This is a genomic window from Hydrogenophaga sp. (genome assembly GCF_018780075.1).
Lineage (GTDB): Bacteria > Pseudomonadota > Gammaproteobacteria > Burkholderiales > Burkholderiaceae_C > Hydrogenophaga.
The window spans coordinates 177858-195415 of record NZ_JADMKB010000003.1 but is presented as its reverse complement, the minus strand read 5'-3'; the positions used below and the strand labels follow the sequence as shown (position 1 = coordinate 195415).

Here is a 17558-nt window from a genome sequence, read left to right as displayed (position 1 = left end):
TCAGCGGTAGCCTTCTTCGCGCAGCACCTGGTTCACCACCGGGCGTGCGCGGACGCGTTCGAACAGGGCCTGGCAGCGCGGCGGCATGGGCAGGTTGGTCTTGCTGGCCCAGAAGAGCACGTAGAACAGGGCCGCGTCGGCGATTGTGAAGTCGGCGCCCATGGCGTAACCGGTCTCGGGCAGACTGGCTTCGACCACGACAAAGGCTTCGCGCACGATGGCCTGGCCTTGCGCTGTGATCGCTGCCGCCCACCGGGACGTCTCGGCCGGGTCCAGACCCTCGGGCAGGTAGCTCTCGGTGGTGAAGATGCGCGTGAAGCCCTGGCCATGCACCGTGTTCACCGCGCAATCCAGCAGTTCCAGCGTGCGCGCGGCCACCAAGGGGTCGTCGCTCAGCAGGCGCTTGCGCGGGTGGCGCCGCGCCAGCCAGCAGGCGATGGACGGAAAGCTGGTGAGGGCGCTCCCGTCGTCGAGCACCAGGGTCGGGATCGTGCCCCTGGGGTTGATCGCAAGGTAGGCGGGCTTTCGGTGGTCGCCCGCCTGCAGGTTGACGATGCTCACCTGGAACGGCAGCTCCAGCTCTTCGAGCAGGATGTGGATGCCGGTGGTGCAGGAGCCGGGGGTCATGTGGAACTGGAGCGTCATGCGGGGCCGGTCTGCAAGACCCGCGCCACGCTGGATCGGGCCGCTGGGCTTGCACGTTGCTTGCTAAACAGCAGCTGTCCACCGATGCCATGGCGTGCTGCGCCCTGGCGCTGTGCTCTTTGTCCTGTTCACGGTCCGGCTCTGTGTCGGCTTTGTCTGGTAGCGCCCATGGTTTTTGCTCCGCCCCTCAACACCGACGACCTGCGCCGCTGGCGCAGCTGCGAGCGCCGTTTCTGGCTGTCGCGCCGTCAGCTGCAACGCGGCGTGTCCGCGGCAGCGTCAGCGCCCGCTGAACCAGAACCCGGCACCGGCCTGGACCCGGCCCTGCGCGCCTCGTTCCCGCACGCCGACACGGTGGCCGCGCCTCAAAGCCCCGCGCAGTGGTTGCAGGCCGTGCGCCACACCCTGAATTGCCTCGACAGCGACGCCGTGCCGCCCGAGGGCTGGGCCATCCTGGGGGCCTGCCTGACCAGCGAAGACCGCGCCCAGGTGCGCATCGACGTGCTGACGGCCGGTGAAAACGGCCTGCGCCTGTTCAAGCTGCGCTACGCGACCGTGGGCGACGACACCGACGTGGACGATGTCGCGCTCTGGACCCACGTGGCCGCGCGCTGCGGCTTCGCGGTGCAGAGCGTGGGCCTGCTGCTGGTGGACACCGATTTCGTCTATCCCGGCCACGGTTGTTACGCCGGCCTGTTCCGCGAGGTGGACCTGGGCCCCGTGCTCGGCTCGCGCCCGGTGGCCGATTGGCTGGGCGCCATGCGTCAGTGCGAACGCGGCTCGGAGCCGGCCGCCGCGCCCGGGCCGCATTGCCACCAGGGCAGCGGCTGCGAGTTCACAGCGACCTGCAAGGCTTGCCCGCTGCCGGCCACGGCCGAACACGCCGAGGCCAGCCTCGACATCCTGGGGCGCGAAGCCGCCGCCGAATGGCGCGCGGCCGGCCACTTTGATGTGATGAGCCTGCGCCCCGAACACCTCGCCCCGCCGCGCCAGCGCCGCGCCGTGCGCGCGGTGCAGCAGGGCGCGCCGCTGCTGGAGCCCGAGGTGGCCGCGTTGGCGCAAGCCTGGCCGTATCCGCGCCACTGCCTGCGCTTCGACACCATCGGCCTGGCCGTGCCGATCTGGCCCGGCACCCGGCCTTATCAGACGCTGCCGTTCCAGTGGAGCTGCGCGGTGCAGGCGGCGGACGGCGCCTGGAGCGAACACCACTTTCTGGCCGAGGCCCAGGGCGGTGACCCGCGCCGGGCGTTTGCGCTGTCGCTGCTGGGCGCGCTCGGCACAACGGGCGCGGTGCTGGCCTACAACGCCGGCTTCGAGCGCAACCGCATCCGCGAGCTGGCGCAGTGGTTTGACGACCTTGCACCCGCGCTGGAGGCGCTGCTGCCGCGTTTCGTCGACCTGTTCCAGATCGCGCGCAACCATTACTACCACCCGGTCATGGCGGGCTCGTGGTCGTTCCGCTCCATGGCGCGCGCGGTGGCGCCCGGGCTGGCCATGGGCATCGTGCTCGACCCCACGCTGGACATGGGCGCAGGGCGCTCGGCCCGTGCGGTGTTTGCGCTGATGCAGAAACCCGGCCAGAGCGCCACCGTGCGCACCGCCTGCCGGGCCGCGCTGCAAGCCCATGGCCAGCGCGAGACGGCGGTGTTGCGCCAGCTGCTGGCGTTGTTTGAACAAGCGGGAACCACACCATGAACTCCGTGGCGAACGAACGCTTGCCCTTGAGTGCCGAGGACTTCGCCGCGCTGGAGGCCTGGCCCGGGGCGCGGCGGCACATGGGTTTTTCCCAGACGCCGGACTGGGCGTTCTGCAAAGGCTTCACGGCGGCCCTGGTCGCTGCCGCCGCGCCATGGCGCGTTCTCTGCAAATCCCGAGGCCGGCCTGGCTGCCTCAAGGCGTGGTGATGCGTTCGCCGCGCGCCTCGGTGACACGCTCGGCCTGCCACCAGGCGAGCAGACGCTTGAAATCGCCGCCGAAGCCGACCTTGAGCAGCGCTTCGTAAATGACCGAGCAGTTCGCCGCCTCGCCCATGTCGAGCACGCGCTCGGTCGCGGCCCGGTCGCAGCGCAGGTAGGCCGCTTTCAGGCTGCGCAGTTCGCGGACGGCGGCAGCGTCGGTGCTGTCGGGTGGTTGCGCGCGCAGGTTTGAAGCAAGGGGTGAGAGCAGTAGCACGGCAGTGACGGTGGCTGCGATGGACAGAGCGCGATGGTGAGTCATAGGGCCTCCGATGGCGGGTGAGGGCGGAGCTGTCATTGCGCATCGACCGCTCCCGCGCCGTCATGAAGAAACCTGCGCGCGTGGTGAAAAAGGCTGAAAATTCCTCTCATAGGCCGAGGAGATCAGATGCAGGTTCCAGCCTCCACCCGTTTGCGCTTCGAAGATTTCGACCTCGATGCCGGATGCCGCACGCTGTGCCGGGCCGGTCAGAGGCTTGACCTTCGCCCGCGCAGCTTCGATGTGCTGGTCTACCTGGCCGAGGCCGCAGGCCGGCCGGTGGGCAAGGATGAGCTCCTGGCCGCCGTCTGGCCCGATGTCGTGGTCGGTGAGGAGTCGCTGACGCGCTGTGTGTCCGACATCCGGCAGGTGCTCGGCGAGAACGGGCAGGACATCATCAAGACACTGCCACGGCGGGGGTATGTTTTCGCGGCGCCGGTCGAGCCTGCGCCGGCTTCGCGCGTCGGCGATGCGGGGCTGGCCACACCCGCTGGCGAAGCGGCGGTGCCGCCCCCGTCGACTCGGACGGCGATGGGCCAGTTGGAGGGTGAGACCACCGCGCCGTTGACGAGAGGCGCTGCTGCCGTCGCGCTCTGGCGTGGCCTCGCGGTCGCCGCCGCCGCCGTCGTCGCCGCGGCAGCGCTTGTTGGGTGGTGGCCGCAACGCGACGCACCGGCGGCGCCGCCGGCGCTGCCTCGCCTGTCGATCGCCGTGCTCCCCCTGGCCAGTGATGGCGCCGACCCGGCGCAGGACCGGCTGGCCACCGTGCTCACCGACGAGATCACGGTCGACCTGACGCGCATCCCCGAGAGCTTCGTCATCGCCCGGGCGACCGCGGAAAGCTACCGCGGCCGCAACGTCGACGCCCGTCAGGTGGGCCGCGAGCTCGGCGTTCGCTACGTGCTCCAGGGCGGCCTGGTGCGCCTGGGCGACACGGCGCGCCTGACCCTGCAACTCGTCGACAGCGAGAGCGGGCGCACCCTGTGGGCAGACCGCATCGACGGCGAGCTGCCCGACGTTTCCGCGCTGTACCGCCAAGTCACGGGGACGGTGGCCAGGTCGCTGGACCTGACGTTGCAGGAGGTGGAAGCCGCACGTGCGCGAGCAAGGCCTTCCGCCGACTCACAGGACCTGTTGCTGCAGGCGCGGTGGCTGCTGCAGTTCAACCGGACGACGCCGGACTCGCTGCAGGAGGCGCGCCGGCTGCTCGAGCAGGTGAGCGCGCGCGACCCGGGGTCGGCGCTGGCCATCGCGCTGCTGGCGCAGACCTACAACTACGACGTGTCGCAGCGTTGGCTGGGCCTGCGCGGCGCGACGCGCGAGCAGTGGCTGCAACAGGCGGACAGGCTCTCGGCACAGGCCTTCCAGCTGGATCCCGCCGATGCACGGGTCGTCGGCGTGCGCGGTACGACGCTGGCGCTGGCCGGTCGCTCCGAGCAGGCGGTGGAGTTGCTCGAACGCCAGATCGTGCTGAATCGCAACGATGCGAGCGCCTGGTTCTGGCTCGGTTATGCCCGTTGCACGCTCGGCCGGCCCGATGAAGCGATCGCCGCCCTTGAGCAGGCGCGGCGGCTCAGCCCGCGCGATCCGAATCTCAACGGCATCTTCATCGTCACCGCGACGGCGCATCTGCACCTGGGCCACGACCGCGAAGCGCTCGAATGGGCGCAGCGCTCGGTGCTCGAACGGCCGCAGCACGCGGTGGCTCATTCGTGGGTCGCCGCGGCGGCCGCGAACCTGGGCGAGACGGAAACCGCGCGCGCGGCGCTGGCGGAGTTCAGACGGCGGCTGCCCGACTACACGATCTCGTCGTTCCGCAACGAGCGGCTCTGCGCGAACGACCTCTGCCGCGCCCAGCGCGAGCGTTACTACGAGGGGTTGGCGAAGGCTGGACTGCCTGAATAGGTCGATTCCGCGCTGCGGCCAGGGTCTGTTGCTTCATCTTCACCTTCGTCTCTCAGGTGCATCGATGCACGCAAACCTCGCGCCACCTCTGGACTGGTTCAGCGGAGCCATCAGCGATCAGTTCGCTGCCAATGGCTGGCGGGCATACCGGCCGGGTGGTTGCCCCACGTGGCGGCTGAAGGCCGTGCTGAAGGTGCTGGCCGAGCTGTAGCCCACCCGCTCGGCCACCTCGGCGATGGTCACGCCGCTGCGGCTCAGCAGGTCCTTGGCCAGCGCCATGCGCCACGCCAGCAGGTACTCCATGGGCGGCAGGCCGACGGCGCGCGAGAACCGTTCGAAGAACGTTGAGCGCGACAGCGCGGCCTCCCGGGCCAGCGCATCCACCGTCCAGGTGCGCGCGGGTGCCCCATGCATCAGCCGCAGCCCCACGGCCACCCGCGCGTCGGCCAGCCCGCGCAGCAAACCGGGTGGGGCGCTGTCCCCCGTGGTTGAGCGCAGCGCCTCGATCAGCAGCAGCTCCACCAGCCGGGCCAGCACCAGCTCGCGGCCCGGCCGTGCGTCGAGCGACTCTTCCCGGACCAGCTTCACCAGCACCGACAGGCGCTCGATGCCGCGCACGTGCAGCAGCACCGGCAGCAGCGACACCAGCAGCGCGGCATCGGGCGAGTCGAACTCGAAATAACCACCGAGCATGCGCACGTCGGGCGGCCCGTCCTGCCGCCCATGGCGCAGCTCGGCCGCCGATCCCTGCGTGTCCTTCGGGTCGAGGAACACCGGCACCGCGGGTTCCTGGCTGGACAGCGTGAACCCGGGCGTGGCGGGCATCAACACGAAGTCCCCCGCCTTCAAGGTGACCGGCGCCTGCTGGTCCACCGCCAGCACGCATTCGCCCTCCAGCATCGTGCAGAAGCTCGGCTGGCCGAAGGCCGCGTAACGCACGGCCCAGGCGCCCGCCCCGCTGATCACCTTGGAGAACACCGCGCGCGGTCGCATCAGGGCAATGACTTCGGTGAGGGGATCGATCATGGTCGGACTCTTGCAAATGAAATATGGACTATTGATTGTATTAAATCCGGTTCTTGACCGGTATCGTTGCGCCATTCCTCAACCAAACCACCAGGAGTTCTGACATGAAAACCGTTCTGATCACCGGCTGCTCTTCCGGCTACGGCCTCGAAACCGCCCGCCACTTCCACGCCCAAGGCTGGAGGGTGTTGGCCACCATGCGCAGCCCGCGCGCCGACCTGCTGCCGCCGTCTTCGAACTTGCAGGTGCTGCCGCTGGACGTGACCCGGCCCGAGAGCATCGCCCGCACGCTGGAGGCCGCAGGGCCCATCGACGTGCTGGTGAACAACGCCGGCCTCGGCCTCTTCGGCGCCTTCGAAGCCACGCCCATGGCGACGGTGCGCGACATCTTCGAGACCAACACCTTCGGCACCATGGCCATGACGCAGGCGGTGCTGCCGCAGTTTCGCGCCCGCCGCGCCGGCCTGGTGGTGAACGTGACCTCCAGCGCCACGCTGGCCCCCATGCCCCTGGTGGCGGCCTACACGGCGAGCAAGACCGCCATCGAAGGCTTCACCGCTTCGCTGGCCTTTGAGCTGGAAGCCTTCAACGTGCGCGTGAAGCTCGTCCAGCCGGGCTATGCGCCCACCACCCGGTTCACGGCCAATGGCGCCGAGCGCATGCAAGGCCTGGTCCCCGAGGCCTATGTGCCCTACGCCCAATCTGTCTTCGCCACGCTGGGCCAGCCCGCCGCCACCACGAGCGAACGGGACGTGGCCGAAGCCGTCTGGCTGGCCGCGAACGATGCTTCGCCCCAGCTGCGGTATCCGGCCGGCGCCGATGCGGTGGCGCTGGCAGCGCGCAACCCGTTGTTCGCCGGAACAGCCCGCGAACACAGCATCGCCTTGTGATGCCCGGGCGAGTCGCCATGAAAACCCACCTGAAAACCCATGCCCCATGGGCAACTCCCCTCGTGGCGTTGCTGCTGACGATGGGCTTCGCCTCCACCGGGCAGCCGGCGCCCGCCGAGCTGCAACCGCACACGCTGTCCGACGTCCAACGCACCGTGCCGGCCCGTGGGCAGCGCCCCACGGTCGCGCTCGCCCTGGGCGGCGGCGGGTTGCGCGGGTTTGCGCATGTGGGCGCCTTGCGAGCGCTCGAAGAAGCCGGCATGCGCCCCGACATCGTGGTCGGCACGTCGGCCGGCTCCGTGGTGGGCGCGGCCTACGCCAGCGGCCTGAGCGTCGAGCAGATCCGGCAGGCCGCGCTCGGCGTGAAGGTGTCGTCTTTGCTCGACTTCACCTGGCAAGCCGGCGGGTTCATCCGGGGCGACAAGCTCGCGAACTGGGCCAACACCCTCATCGGTGGCACCCGGATCGAGAACTTCCCCATCCGCTTCGCCGCCGTTGCCACCGATCTGCAGAGCGCGCAGCCGCTGCTGCTGGACAGCGGCCCGGCCGGGCGGGTCATACAGGCGTCTTCAGCCGTGCCGGGGATGCAGGTGCCGGTGGCCTACCCCGGCGGGCACCTGATCGACGGCGGCATCACCAGCCTGGTGCCGGTCCGGTTCGCACGGGCCATGGGCGCCGACGTGGTGGTCGCGGTCGACATCTACTGCCAGAGCCCTCGGGCCACCGCCGTGAACGTGCCGGCCGTGCTCGGCAAAGTCATGCAGTCCCAGAGCTGCCTGATTGCAGCACCGGAGATGGCGGAGGCGGACGTGTTGGTCGCCCCGGTGGTGGATGTGCCGGGCATGTCCGACAGGCCCTCGCAAATGCAAGCCATCGAAGCGGGGTACTGGGCCACTCAGGCGGCGCTGAAGACGTGGCGGTCGGAAGCGATGGTCGAATAGCCGCCTGACAGGTCGGCTTCAACGCGTGAGATCAGAACCGCGGGAAGCAGCTTGCGCAGCGGCGGGGGCGACCTCAGCCTCGCCGCAGTTCTTCAACAACGTGGTCGTGGAGCGCCTGCGCGGCGGCATCCTGGCGGGCAGAAGCGGTGATCACGGCGGCGACCTGCAGCGGGCCAGCGGCGGCAAGCCGTGTCGGGTGTGGATCAGGCAGACATCCGCGCCGGAGAAGGGCGCGCAACGCGGGCGTGTGCGATGTGCGCGGCAGCCGCTGATCGCAGACCGTTCAGACCAGAAACATCGTATCGAGCGACGGCTTGGTCGCCGTTCAAGTCTTCAAGGAGCAACAAGCCCGCCGCTTGCAACTGCTCCCTGACCTCGGCCGGATCGAAGCCCGACAAGAACGCCTCACCTGCGGAAGACACCGCCGACTTCAGCTGGCTGAACGCTTCCGCCACGAGGGCTCCGGGATGGAGGGTGTCTTGGTCAACGTAGTTGAACACCAGTTCGCTGCCCTCCGGTGCGGATGAGGCGATCGCCGCAAGGGCAGAGAGATTCGCCTCCCGGGTCAGGTACATGGTCACGCCAAGCCATGAAAAGAACGTCCATCGACCGGGTTGGAATGAAGAGCGGGCCAGGGCCGAGCCCAATGTCTCGGCCGAAAGGTCCGCGGCGATGAATTCAACGGATACCGACGCATCGACGCCGCATGCCGCCAAGCGTTGTCGCTTCATCTCTTGCGTCGCGGGATGGTCGATCTCGTAGACGTTCAGTTCGGCGGCCCAGATGGGTCGCCGATACGCAAAGCTGTCGAAGCCAGCGCCGATGATCACGTACTGCGTGGCGCCCCGTTCGACAGCGGCTTTCAGCGCGTCCTCCGCATAACGAGCCCGGGTGATCACATCGGCGTAGGCGGCATTCGAGCGCAACGACTGGGCGAGCAGTTCGGCAGGGGCCGCCGCCGCTTCGGCTCGCGCGGTCGGCGGCATGCCGTCGAGAACGCGTTGGCACAGCGCCGTGCGAACGGTATCTGGAACCAGTCGATCACCCCAATGGTCGTCAAGCAGAGGAGCGGGGTCGTGGCGCGAATGCAGTGCGCGCATCAGTGATGTGGCGAGGGCTGTGCGGCTGGCGTCGAGTGGGTTCAATGCGGGCTCCGAGATTCAGGGGTGCGCAGTGTCCAACCACGGGGTCATTCTGTACAGTGCATTGTTCTGAACGAATACCTGTACAAAATGAACTCGTTGGATCTCAACCTCCTTGCTGCGCTGGATGCCCTGTTGACGACGGGCAGCGTTGCCGCAGCAGCGCAACGCATGCACCTGAGCGCTCCGGCGATGAGCCACAAACTGGCCAGAATCCGCGATGCGCTGGACGATCCCATCCTTGTGCGTGCAGGCCAAAAGTTGATTCCGACACCTCGCGCGGAGGAGATGCGCGCGCCGGTGCGGCGCTTGATCGGCGAAGCGGTCGCGCTGATGCAGCCAGGTGGAGGGCTGGACCTGACTCGGATGCAGCGTGAATTCATCGTCCGAGCACCCGAAGGGATGGGTATCGTCTATGGGGCCGCACTGCTTGCGGAAATCCAACGAGAAATGCCGCTCGCAACGCTGCGTTTCATTCCTGAAAGCGACAGCGACTCGATGGCCTTGCGGGAAGGCCGCATTGATCTCGATGTCGGCATCGTGCGGGACGCCGGTCCCGAGGTGAAGACCGCGCCGCTTTACGAGCAGCGCATCGTGGGCGTCGCGAAGGCAGGGCATCGTTTGTTGGCAGCCCGGGTGACGCCGAAGCGGTTTTCTGCCGAGCAGCATGTGAGCATCGCTCAGCGAGGGCGGAACAAGGAAGCGGTAGATGCTTTGCTCGCTGATATCGGCTGTGCAAGACGCGTCGTGTTGACCGTGCCGAGCGCCTACGGTGCGCTGATGGCCGCTGCGCGTTCATCATTGATCGCCTGCGTGCCCGAGCCCTTGGCGCGCACGGTGGCCAGCGGACTGGGGCTGGAGATCTTCAAGCTGCCCGTGGCCATTCCCGTTGAGCAGGTGGTTCAGGCTTGGCATCCTCGCGTTGATGCCGAGCCGGCCAGTCAGTGCCTGCGTCGCTGCGTGGCTTCGTTGTCGGGGAGTGCAACCTTTGGTCCGCTTGGGCGACGCGGTGTGGCTGGACACAACGCGCTTCTTTCGTAGCAACCCGCTGCCCGTCTTGGGGGCCGAGAGAAGACATACCACCAAGCGGCGGCTCGGCATGTGGTCGAGCTTTTACCCCCCTCTCATGTTCAGCCGTTCGAGATGCGGCTGACCAACGCCTTGGTGAATGCCGCTGTGCTCGCCTTGCCGCCCAGATCACCGGTCCGCACCTTGTCGATGTTCAGCGTCGCATCGAGCGCCTGGCGCAGGTGGGTGGCCTTTTCCGTGAGCTTGACGTGGTCCAGCATCATCGCAGCCGCAAGGAGTAGGGCTGTGGGGTTGGCGATTCCTTTGCCAGCGATGTCGGGCGCTGAACCGTGGACCGCTTCGAAGATGGCAGCGTCGGCCCCGATGTTGGCGCCCGGCGCCATGCCGAGCCCGCCCACCAGGCCGGCCACCAGATCAGACAGGATGTCGCCGAAGAGGTTGGTGGTGACCAGCATGTCGAACTGCCAAGGGTTGAGCACCAGCTTCATCGCGCAGGCATCGATGATGACGGTGTCCAGTTCGAACTGGCCCTTGTACTTGCGTTCGTACAGTTCCAGGCCGGTCTCCAGAAAGATGCCTGTGAGCGCTTTCATGATGTTGGCCTTGTGCACGATCGTGACCTTCTTGCGGCCGGTGGCGACGGCATGTTCAAAGGCGAACTCCAGCAGCCGGCGGCTGCCTGCGCGGGTGTTGATGCCGGTGGCCATGGCCACGGCATGCGGATCGTCATCGATCTGCACGAAATGCTCGTGCCCGATGTACAGGCCTTCCAGGTTTTCGCGCACCACGACGAGATCGATCTTGTCGAAGCGACCACCGGGAATGATGGTCAGGGCGGGGCGCAGGTTGGCATACAGCTTGAATTCTTCGCGCAGTCGAACGTTTGACGAGCGATAGCCCCCGCCCGAGGGCGTTTCCAGCGGGCCCTTGAGCGCCAGGCGCGTGCGTCGGATGCTGTCCAGGGTGGCCTGTGGCAGGGGGTCTCCGGCCTGCTTGACACCCTCGAGACCGGCGATCTGTCGATCCCAGTCGAAAGGGGCCTTGAGCGCATCAAGTGCCGCCAGCGTGGCGTCGACGATCTCAGGGCCAATGCCGTCGCCGGGGATCAGGGTGGCAGGAATCATTGTTGTCATGGTGGCGGTCCTCGAAAGAGTGTTGCTGGAAGAAAGAGGCAGGTGGCTCAGGCCTTGCGCACGAGCCCGGACTTGAGTGGCATGGCCTCCATGCCATGGACCTTGCAGTCTATGTCGTGGTCGCCTTCAACGCGGCGGATGTTGCGAGCTTTGGTGCCCACCCTTCGAGCATGGTGATCAACTGAACGCCCGCAAACTTCTGGCTTCCCGCAACACGTCGTGTACTTCGCTCTCAATGCCAGCCCAGGCCTCTTCTGACATGCCCGCCGGACGCTGCAAGTGTTTGGGCATGCGTGCGTTGACGGCCACATCCTTTCGGGCAAACACCACGCTGTTGCCAGGCTCCCGAGCCGCCACGACCACGGCCTCGCCGTCGAAACTCAGGGCGATGCGTTCCAGGTAGGCACCGAAGTGCAGATCGAGTTCGTGCAGGTTGCAGACCATGACGCCACCGGTGGTGAGCAGCCGGGCGCACAGGCCGTAAAAGTTCTGGGTGCCCAGCGACGGAGCCATGCTCTCGGCATCGAACCCATCGACCATGATGATGTCGTAGCTCGCATCGTCCATGGCGGCGACGAAGTCCGCGCCATCGGCCTGCAGCACCCGGAAATGATTCTGGTCTGGCGGCACCTCAAACTGGTCTCGCAGCGCGATGACCCGTGGGTCGATTTCCACCACCGTGATATCGGTGCCAGGACAGTGCCGGTGGCAAAACTTGGGCAGCGATCCTCCTCCCAGCCCGATCATCAGCATGTTGCGCGGTTGAGGCGAAAACACCAGGAACCCCATCATCACGCGCGTGTAGTTCAGCACCAGGCGGTCGGGTTGGCGCGGGTCCATCGCGCTTTGCACATCGGTCAAGCCGAAGCTGAGGGCTTGCTCAAACCGCTTGTGTTGAATGCGCACGTCCCGCACGTTCAGGCCCGCATGGATGAGAGCGTTTTGCAGTGCCGATCCAAAATTGAAGCTCATGCCGTTTTGCTTGTTGTGGTCGTGTTCTCACGCATGGTGATGAACGATCAATGTGCTCTTGACACACTTTGTATGTGACTATAGTAAGCTTTGAATTTAAATATCATTATCATGTAATGATCATGTTTTCTAACGTATCCCTTGCAACGCGCCTCGTGGCGCACGCAAGCAGGTCCGCACCGTGTGTGAAAAGAGGTTGATCGCATGTCACTGTCCGCCCTGGAAAGAAGCGTGCGCGCCTCGCACCCCCGCTGTGTCCGCGTCAACCTGCGTCTCTGGTATGCGCTGAAGGCCGCCAACCTCATTGAGCTGCGTGAGGTTTCACACAGTGCAACGGCGCTCGCCGGTCTGCTTTTTCCTCACTTCGGCGAGGTGCTGCTGGTGCTTGATCCCGACCTCGATGGGCATGCGTTCGAGATTGAACAACCCGGCAAAGAGCCCGCTCCGGCGCAAGTTCAAAAGCGCGTCGCGGCGCCACCGCCGGTCGCTTCGCCCGCGCCGAAAGACGCCAACACCGGGTCAGCGTTCGAGCATCGCTGGATGGGGCGTTACTGAAAACAAGCCCAGGACGCATGCACATCCAATTTACATAGAATGCGCGCATGGAGCTCAAAACTGCCCGACTGACGGTCCTCATCGACCCCGCCAAAAAAAAGGCCTTTGAAGGCCTGTGTGCGCGCCAAGACGTGACGCCGTCACAGGTGGTGCGGCGTCTGATCCGCGACTACCTCGCCGCCCATGGCGAAGGCTTCATCCCCAGCGGCTCTGCTCCGCAAGTCGCCGAAGAAGACAGCGAAACACCTGTGTGATCGACAGGAACGGGGCGACCTCAGCTTCGCCGCAGTTCTTCAACAACGTGGTCGTGGAGCGCCTGCGCGGCGGCATCCTTGCGGGCAGAAGAGGCGATCACGGCCGCGACCTGCAGCCGGGCCAGCGGCGGCAAGCCGTGTCGGGTGTCCAGCTGCACCAGCTCGGGTGGGCATGAGCTGCGCTTGACGGCGGCCACCGCCAAGCCGCTTTGAACCACGGCGAGAAGGCCCACGGTGCTGGGGCTTTGGTAGGCGATGCGGTAGCGGCGTCCGGCACGGCGCAACGCTTGCTCGGGCATCTTGCGTGCCATCGAACCCGGTTCGAACACCGCCAGCGGCAGCGGGTCCCTTTGCCACACCGGGCTGCTGGCCAGGCCCACCCAGACATACGCCTCATCGAACAGGCGGGTGCCGCGCGAAGGGCGGTCCTGCGTGACCAGGGCCACGTCCAGATCGCCGGCTGTCAGCGCCGGGATCAGCACCGTGGACTGGGCGCAGACCATCTCCACCTCGACCTCGGGGTGCGTCTGCGCAAAGCGCCGCAGCGCCGGCCCCAGGTGGGCTGCGGCGTAGTCCTCGGGAAACCCGAAACGCACATGGCCCGTCACGGGCACGGTCTCCAGTGCCGACTGCGCCGCCGCGTGCGCCAACAGCACCTCGCGTGCTTTCGGTAGCAGCCGCTCGCCAGCGGGTGTAAGCGCAAAGCGCCGCGCATCGCGCAGCAACAGAGGCACCGCCGCAGCCTGCTCCAGCTTCTTGATCTGCATGCTCAGTGCCGCTGGCGAGCGGTGCACCACACGGCAGGCCGCCGACAGCGAACCACCGTCGACCGCGGCGACAAAAGCACGCAGCCAGTCCAGCTGCAGGTCACGGGAACGGTTCGTCATATCGGGTGGGTTGCAACAATGATGGTTTCGTTTATCGAATCAATCACACAAGAATATCGCGCTTTGCGAATTTCAGGAATGCGCCGACAGTGCTGCCATGACAGACACACAACGCTCTTCCGGTGCCGGGTTCATGGTGGCCGGTGGCCTGCTGATGGGAACACTCGGGCTGTTTCTTGAGCAGGCCGGTCAGCACCCACTGACGGCGGTGTTCTTCCGCTGCCTCTTTGGTGGCGCGGCATTGCTGGCCTTTGCGTGGGCGACCGGGAGGCTCAAGGAACTGCGTCCGACACGCCAAGGCATGGCCGTGGCGGCGCTCACGGGCAGCCTGATGGTGGTGATGTGGGCCAGCTTCTTTGCCGCCATCCAGTGGACCTCGATCGCGTTGGCGACCGTGACTTTTCATTTGCAGCCCTTGTGGTTGCTGCTGGCCGGGGCGTGGTGGTGCGGCGAGCGGCTGGGTGGCGCGCGGGCGCTGGGCGTGTTCGGTGCTTTTGCGGGGTTGACGATGGCCACCGGGCTGCTTCACTCCGGCCTGCCGGGTGGGCAGCCGCTGTTCGCCTGGGGCCTGGCTTTGGCGGTGCTGGGGTCGGTGTGCTATGCGGCGGTGTCGCTGCTGGCCAAGCGGCAGCGCGCGCTCAGCTCCCTGGGTTTGACGTTTTGGCAGTGCGCCACCGGCACGCTGCTGCTCGCCTGGTGGCCCGCCTGGCACGGCTTGCCCGCCCAGTGGGGCGGTTGGCCTGCGGCCACCTGGGGCTGGCTGGTGGGCCTGGGGGCGCTGCACACCGGCTTGGCCTACGCGCTGATCTATGCCGGCATGCAGCGGCTGGAGGTGGGGCGGATTGCGCTGCTGCAGTTCGTCTACCCGATTGCCGCGATCACGCTCGACGTGGCGATCTATGGCCGGTCGCTGGATGGCATGCAGTGGGCGGGCGTGCTGCTGATGGGCGCGGCGCTGTGGTGGGCTGGCCGAACCGATGCGGTTCGGCCGCTGGCGACCCGTGGCGTCCACAGCGGCTGAAGCGAGGGCACCGGTTCTTGATCTCGACGGTGTGGATGTGACGGGCGCCCCGTGAGGTCCAGGCGCAGCAGTGGCGCGAGGCCGCGCTGAAGCTGCTGCGCGCGCTCACGCTGCCCGACACCGGCGCGCCCACCCAACACGCCTACCAAGACCAGCTAGGCCCGCCCAGTGTGAGCGCTGCGCGCATGAAGGCCGTGGGCGACGCGATCTGGGCCGTCTACAACCTGCGCGAAACCTGGAAGAGCCTTGGCCCGCGCGTCGAGACGGTGAAACACGCTGCGGCTGCGCCGGAGCGCAACGATGTTTGCTCTTGCGGCAGCGGGAAGAAGTTCAAGAAGTGCTGCGGCTGATCATTCACCCCGCTTTGATCTGTATCGGGCATGGGGTGGAACGCGCAGCGCCCAGAGGTAGTGACGTTGCCTGTTGACGGCGATTTCGACTGTCAGCCAGAAGTGGCCATTGTCAAAAGCCGCTGTGTGGCATCACAGTTATAAAAATAATAAGAATGCCATCGCGTGGATAATCTTCAACGGACTGCGCATCCCTACACACGCCACCATGTCCTGAAACATCGGCGAGGGTGATCAGCGCCCTTCTTCTCAAACAAGCACCAGGGAAACCACATGAGTAGCATCGTTCCGAAACCTCCAATGCAATTGGTTGATCCACAAGCACAGATCATTGTCGATTTTCTCAAAAACATCGGATTACCTCACGATAACATCATCGCTGCACAAGATCAGCGAGCAATTATCGGACAGAACCTGCCTGCATACATTGAGTCCTTGCCCATACATGTTAAACAAGGAGCGCGCTATCTTTCAAAGTTTGTCGTAGGAGCCGGTGTCGGTCTATTCGACTATTCATTGAATGCGATTTGGAATGAGGTTGTTCTGGACCTCCACAAGAAAGCAATCGCTTACGGACTGGATATCTTCTACGACGCAGCGATTGGGGGGAAGGCACGGGAGTTCTATCAAACCGAGGAAGATCTTCGATCTGTAAAGGACTCCGTTTTACTTGACACATGCCGAAAGCTCGAGCTTATTAGCGACACAACGCACAAGAAGCTTAAGCACATCCTAGACATGCGGAACGATATCGGAATCTCGCACCCGACGAACTACACAATTAACGCATTTGAATTGCTTGGCTGGCTTCAGACTTGTATCCAAGATGTTTTGAACGACAGACCAACCGAAGCCGCACTGCAAGTGCAAGCCTTCATTTTGAACCTCAAGACGTACGTTCATCCTCTTGACCCAGCCAATCTCTCATCCATTTCGGCGAAAATCGGCGCCCTTGCGTCACATCACTGCGGCAACGTGCTACGCACGATGTTCGGAATTTACGTGACTGCGGATACCGACCCGCAGGTAAGAAAGAACATCGCGCTTCTAGCCGTCGCTGTTTGGAAGGCTAGTGGGGATGACATGAAGTACAGATTGGGCCTGACTCTGGAAGGCTACAACACCAATTTGTATCGCGATAAGTACGAACTTGGAGGGCAATTCTTTCAGTCGGTTTCAGGAAATGCATTCAGGTCTAATTCAGAGCGCGCGCTCATCGTTGATGGGTTGATAGATCAGCTGCTTGAGAGGCACAACGGTTGGGATAATTTTGCTCACGAAGCGCCTGTTGCAGACAATATTTCTTCATACATTGGCGGGCAGCAGGATATTCTCCAGAACTTCGCACCCAAGCTCATTAAAGTGGTTTTGATGTGTCGGATAGGGCGAGGCCTCACGTATTGCAGTGGCGTTTCCCCCCGGGGGCGCGTTTACTATGACCGACTCATTGGTCTCTTGGGTGACCAGTTTGCACCCGCAGCACTATCCGCACTCACTTCGTACGAAATTCAAGCTCAACTCGAACGTGAAATTTGCCGCCAGCAGGCGTGTTTGGCGCTTGGCATATTGAAAGCTGGCGTCGTGAATCAACGACTCCAAGAGTGCATAGATTTCTTAATTACGAACTTGCCGAGTACGGGCAGAGCACTGTTTGACACCAGATTCAAGGCTCTCTCGGCAGGCTACATAGCGTGGCCGTGATCGGCTTCTTGTCGTTGCAATCCAGTTCGCTCGAAGGTTGAGCGAACGGTTTCAAGCCATCAATCTAGTGGGTGGGCTACTCGACGGCTTCCGGTCTACATAAGACTGTCGCAGCCAGTCAGATCAGCCCGTTCATCACACGCGCAGCCAACTCACCGCCGTACCTCGTCAAACCCCGCCGCCATGGCCTCCCGCTGATCCAAGTCCACCGCCGCCTCGGCCAGCGGGTCGGCACCCTGCAGCCAGGCGGCTTGCGCATCCGGCGCGTCCAGCGCCAGCACCAGGGCGTGGTTCAGTTCGTAGGCGCCCCAGGCCAGGCCCTGCTGGCGCAGGGCGGCTTGCAAGGCCGATTGCAGCAGCATGCGCACCATCTGGTGCGGCCCGGAAAACGGCACCTCGGTCGCGCGGCCGGCCGCGGCGTCCACGCAGGCGCGCCGGTCGTGCGAGGCGGTGCCCCGGCAGGCCAGTGGCCGTGCGCGGTGGATCAAACACACGCTCTTCACCACGAAGGCGCAACGCTGGTGCATCGCCACGCGGGCCACTTCGTCCTGCCCCCGGGTGGCGGCATCGATCTCGCGCACGGCGGTGATGAGGTGAATGCCGTGGTTCGCCAGCGTGGGCGCGGTGGCGCGCAGGTAGTTGGCCAGCACGAACACCTCGGGCGCGAGCGCGGTCACGCGCAGCGTGCAGCAACTGGCGCAGCCCTTGCCGCAGGCCACCGGGGGCTGGCCCTCGCACTGGATCGCCACGTTGCCGTCGAAGCTGTCCCAGGCCTGCAGCAGCGCGGCGTCGGGGCCGGCGGTGGCGAGCGTGTGTTCAAAGGCGCCGCGTTGTTCGCGGAAGAAGGCTTCGGCGCCGTGGTCGGCAGCGTCGTTCATCGTCTCTGTCTCCGG

The 17558-nt window shown here is 65.5% G+C and carries 19 protein-coding genes and 1 pseudogene; 11 read left to right on the top strand and 9 right to left on the bottom strand.

All coding sequences use genetic code 11. From position 1 onward, the window contains the following. Positions 1-645 carry a glutathione S-transferase N-terminal domain-containing protein gene (locus tag IV088_RS01105; protein ID WP_291096767.1) on the bottom strand — a complete coding sequence of 215 codons (645 nt, stop codon included), beginning with the start codon at positions 643-645 and terminating at the stop codon, positions 1-3. A 168-nt stretch (positions 646-813) separates the two neighbouring features. Between IV088_RS01105 and IV088_RS01100 the strand changes: the two genes are divergently transcribed. Together IV088_RS01100 and IV088_RS01095 are read left to right on the top strand one after the other, a co-directional pair. Continuing rightward, complete coding sequence (locus tag IV088_RS01100; RefSeq protein ID WP_291096765.1) at positions 814-2340, top strand: DUF2779 domain-containing protein; 1527 nt, start codon at positions 814-816, stop codon at positions 2338-2340. Beyond that, positions 2337-2549: a hypothetical protein gene (locus IV088_RS01095; protein ID WP_291096763.1), complete on the top strand. Its 213-nt coding sequence runs from the start codon at positions 2337-2339 to the stop codon at positions 2547-2549. The genes IV088_RS01100 and IV088_RS01095 overlap by 4 nt, the downstream gene beginning before the upstream one ends. Here IV088_RS01095 and IV088_RS01090 read toward each other — a convergent pair. After that, on the bottom strand, positions 2536-2862 hold the full coding sequence (locus tag IV088_RS01090) for a hypothetical protein (RefSeq protein ID WP_291096761.1): 327 nt from the start codon (positions 2860-2862) through the stop codon (positions 2536-2538). The genes IV088_RS01095 and IV088_RS01090 overlap by 14 nt on opposite strands. Before the next feature lie 126 nt (positions 2863-2988). Here IV088_RS01090 and IV088_RS01085 point away from each other — a divergent pair, with 126 nt between their 5' ends. Then, on the top strand, positions 2989-4764 hold the full coding sequence (locus tag IV088_RS01085) for a winged helix-turn-helix domain-containing protein (protein ID WP_291096759.1): 1776 nt from the start codon (positions 2989-2991) through the stop codon (positions 4762-4764). A gap of 117 nt (positions 4765-4881) precedes the next feature. Here IV088_RS01085 and IV088_RS01080 read toward each other — a convergent pair whose 3' ends face one another. Then, positions 4882-5790 carry an AraC family transcriptional regulator gene (locus tag IV088_RS01080; RefSeq protein WP_291096757.1) on the bottom strand — a complete coding sequence of 303 codons (909 nt, stop codon included), beginning with the start codon at positions 5788-5790 and terminating at the stop codon, positions 4882-4884. Between the two features lie 104 nt (positions 5791-5894). Between IV088_RS01080 and IV088_RS01075 the strand changes: the two genes are divergently transcribed. Then, positions 5895-6680: an SDR family oxidoreductase gene (locus IV088_RS01075; protein ID WP_291096755.1), complete on the top strand. Its 786-nt coding sequence runs from the start codon at positions 5895-5897 to the stop codon at positions 6678-6680. A 17-nt stretch (positions 6681-6697) separates the two neighbouring features. Next, positions 6698-7621 (top strand): patatin-like phospholipase family protein, encoded by a 924-nt coding sequence (locus IV088_RS01070; RefSeq protein WP_291096753.1) that lies wholly within the window; start codon positions 6698-6700, stop codon positions 7619-7621. A 203-nt stretch (positions 7622-7824) separates the two neighbouring features. Here the strand turns inward: IV088_RS01070 and IV088_RS01065 are convergent, their stop codons facing one another. Then, the gene (locus tag IV088_RS01065) at positions 7825-8766 is read right to left on the bottom strand and encodes a class I SAM-dependent methyltransferase (RefSeq protein ID WP_291096751.1); all 942 of its coding nucleotides are present in this window, start codon (positions 8764-8766) and stop codon (positions 7825-7827) included. 96 nt (positions 8767-8862) lie between these two features. Here IV088_RS01065 and IV088_RS01060 point away from each other — a divergent pair, with 96 nt between their 5' ends. Further along, positions 8863-9804, top strand: a complete 942-nt coding sequence (locus IV088_RS01060; RefSeq protein ID WP_291096749.1) for a LysR family transcriptional regulator — start codon at positions 8863-8865, stop codon at positions 9802-9804. An 89-nt stretch (positions 9805-9893) separates the two neighbouring features. Here the strand turns inward: IV088_RS01060 and IV088_RS01055 are convergent, their stop codons facing one another. The 3 genes and pseudogenes from IV088_RS01055 to IV088_RS01045 form a co-directional block, all read right to left on the bottom strand. Beyond that, on the bottom strand, positions 9894-10925 hold the full coding sequence (locus tag IV088_RS01055) for an isocitrate/isopropylmalate family dehydrogenase (protein ID WP_291096747.1): 1032 nt from the start codon (positions 10923-10925) through the stop codon (positions 9894-9896). A gap of 47 nt (positions 10926-10972) precedes the next feature. After that, positions 10973-11089: pseudogene (locus IV088_RS01050) on the bottom strand (PhnA domain-containing protein); the annotation flags it as partial. 13 nt (positions 11090-11102) lie between these two features. Further along, positions 11103-11897, bottom strand: coding sequence for a fused MFS/spermidine synthase (locus tag IV088_RS01045; protein WP_291096745.1), 795 nt, complete (start codon positions 11895-11897; stop codon positions 11103-11105). Between the two features lie 204 nt (positions 11898-12101). On the opposite strand from IV088_RS01045, the gene IV088_RS01040 reads away from it, so the two are divergent. Both IV088_RS01040 and IV088_RS01035 read left to right on the top strand, forming a co-directional pair. Further along, on the top strand, positions 12102-12452 hold the full coding sequence (locus tag IV088_RS01040) for a hypothetical protein (RefSeq protein ID WP_291096743.1): 351 nt from the start codon (positions 12102-12104) through the stop codon (positions 12450-12452). Positions 12453-12499: 47 nt separating this feature from the next. Further along, positions 12500-12706: a CopG family transcriptional regulator gene (locus IV088_RS01035; RefSeq protein ID WP_291096741.1), complete on the top strand. Its 207-nt coding sequence runs from the start codon at positions 12500-12502 to the stop codon at positions 12704-12706. 20 nt (positions 12707-12726) lie between these two features. On the opposite strand, the gene IV088_RS01030 is transcribed toward IV088_RS01035, so the two are convergent. Further along, complete coding sequence (locus tag IV088_RS01030; protein WP_291096739.1) at positions 12727-13593, bottom strand: LysR family transcriptional regulator; 867 nt, start codon at positions 13591-13593, stop codon at positions 12727-12729. Between the two features lie 97 nt (positions 13594-13690). On the opposite strand from IV088_RS01030, the gene IV088_RS01025 reads away from it, so the two are divergent. The 3 genes from IV088_RS01025 (at position 13691) to IV088_RS01015 (ending at position 16665) form a co-directional block, all read left to right on the top strand. After that, complete coding sequence (locus IV088_RS01025) at positions 13691-14614, top strand: DMT family transporter (RefSeq protein WP_291096737.1); 924 nt, start codon at positions 13691-13693, stop codon at positions 14612-14614. A 185-nt stretch (positions 14615-14799) separates the two neighbouring features. Then, complete coding sequence (locus IV088_RS01020; protein WP_291096735.1) at positions 14800-14964, top strand: SEC-C metal-binding domain-containing protein; 165 nt, start codon at positions 14800-14802, stop codon at positions 14962-14964. A 273-nt stretch (positions 14965-15237) separates the two neighbouring features. Then, complete coding sequence (locus IV088_RS01015) at positions 15238-16665, top strand: hypothetical protein (RefSeq protein ID WP_291096733.1); 1428 nt, start codon at positions 15238-15240, stop codon at positions 16663-16665. Positions 16666-16817: 152 nt separating this feature from the next. Here IV088_RS01015 and IV088_RS01010 read toward each other — a convergent pair whose 3' ends face one another. Then, complete coding sequence (locus tag IV088_RS01010; RefSeq protein WP_291096731.1) at positions 16818-17543, bottom strand: YkgJ family cysteine cluster protein; 726 nt, start codon at positions 17541-17543, stop codon at positions 16818-16820. Positions 17544-17558 lie beyond the last annotated feature (15 nt).

What these genes read in the sequence shown, in the direction of transcription:
- IV088_RS01105 (WP_291096767.1), bottom strand. Translation starts at nt 645, where the DNA reads ATGACGCTCCAGTTCCACATGACCCCCGGCTCCTGCACCACCGGCATC.
- IV088_RS01100 (WP_291096765.1), top strand. Translation starts at nt 814, where the DNA reads ATGGTTTTTGCTCCGCCCCTCAACACCGACGACCTGCGCCGCTGGCGC.
- IV088_RS01095 (WP_291096763.1), top strand. Translation starts at nt 2,337, where the DNA reads ATGAACTCCGTGGCGAACGAACGCTTGCCCTTGAGTGCCGAGGACTTC.
- IV088_RS01090 (WP_291096761.1), bottom strand. Translation starts at nt 2,862, where the DNA reads ATGACTCACCATCGCGCTCTGTCCATCGCAGCCACCGTCACTGCCGTG.
- IV088_RS01085 (WP_291096759.1), top strand. Translation starts at nt 2,989, where the DNA reads ATGCAGGTTCCAGCCTCCACCCGTTTGCGCTTCGAAGATTTCGACCTC.
- IV088_RS01080 (WP_291096757.1), bottom strand. Translation starts at nt 5,790, where the DNA reads ATGATCGATCCCCTCACCGAAGTCATTGCCCTGATGCGACCGCGCGCG.
- IV088_RS01075 (WP_291096755.1), top strand. Translation starts at nt 5,895, where the DNA reads ATGAAAACCGTTCTGATCACCGGCTGCTCTTCCGGCTACGGCCTCGAA.
- IV088_RS01070 (WP_291096753.1), top strand. Translation starts at nt 6,698, where the DNA reads ATGAAAACCCACCTGAAAACCCATGCCCCATGGGCAACTCCCCTCGTG.
- IV088_RS01055 (WP_291096747.1), bottom strand. Translation starts at nt 10,925, where the DNA reads ATGACAACAATGATTCCTGCCACCCTGATCCCCGGCGACGGCATTGGC.
- IV088_RS01045 (WP_291096745.1), bottom strand. Translation starts at nt 11,897, where the DNA reads ATGAGCTTCAATTTTGGATCGGCACTGCAAAACGCTCTCATCCATGCG.
- IV088_RS01040 (WP_291096743.1), top strand. Translation starts at nt 12,102, where the DNA reads ATGTCACTGTCCGCCCTGGAAAGAAGCGTGCGCGCCTCGCACCCCCGC.
- IV088_RS01035 (WP_291096741.1), top strand. Translation starts at nt 12,500, where the DNA reads ATGGAGCTCAAAACTGCCCGACTGACGGTCCTCATCGACCCCGCCAAA.
- IV088_RS01030 (WP_291096739.1), bottom strand. Translation starts at nt 13,593, where the DNA reads ATGACGAACCGTTCCCGTGACCTGCAGCTGGACTGGCTGCGTGCTTTT.
- IV088_RS01025 (WP_291096737.1), top strand. Translation starts at nt 13,691, where the DNA reads ATGACAGACACACAACGCTCTTCCGGTGCCGGGTTCATGGTGGCCGGT.
- IV088_RS01020 (WP_291096735.1), top strand. Translation starts at nt 14,800, where the DNA reads ATGAAGGCCGTGGGCGACGCGATCTGGGCCGTCTACAACCTGCGCGAA.
- IV088_RS01015 (WP_291096733.1), top strand. Translation starts at nt 15,238, where the DNA reads ATGAGTAGCATCGTTCCGAAACCTCCAATGCAATTGGTTGATCCACAA.
- IV088_RS01010 (WP_291096731.1), bottom strand. Translation starts at nt 17,543, where the DNA reads ATGAACGACGCTGCCGACCACGGCGCCGAAGCCTTCTTCCGCGAACAA.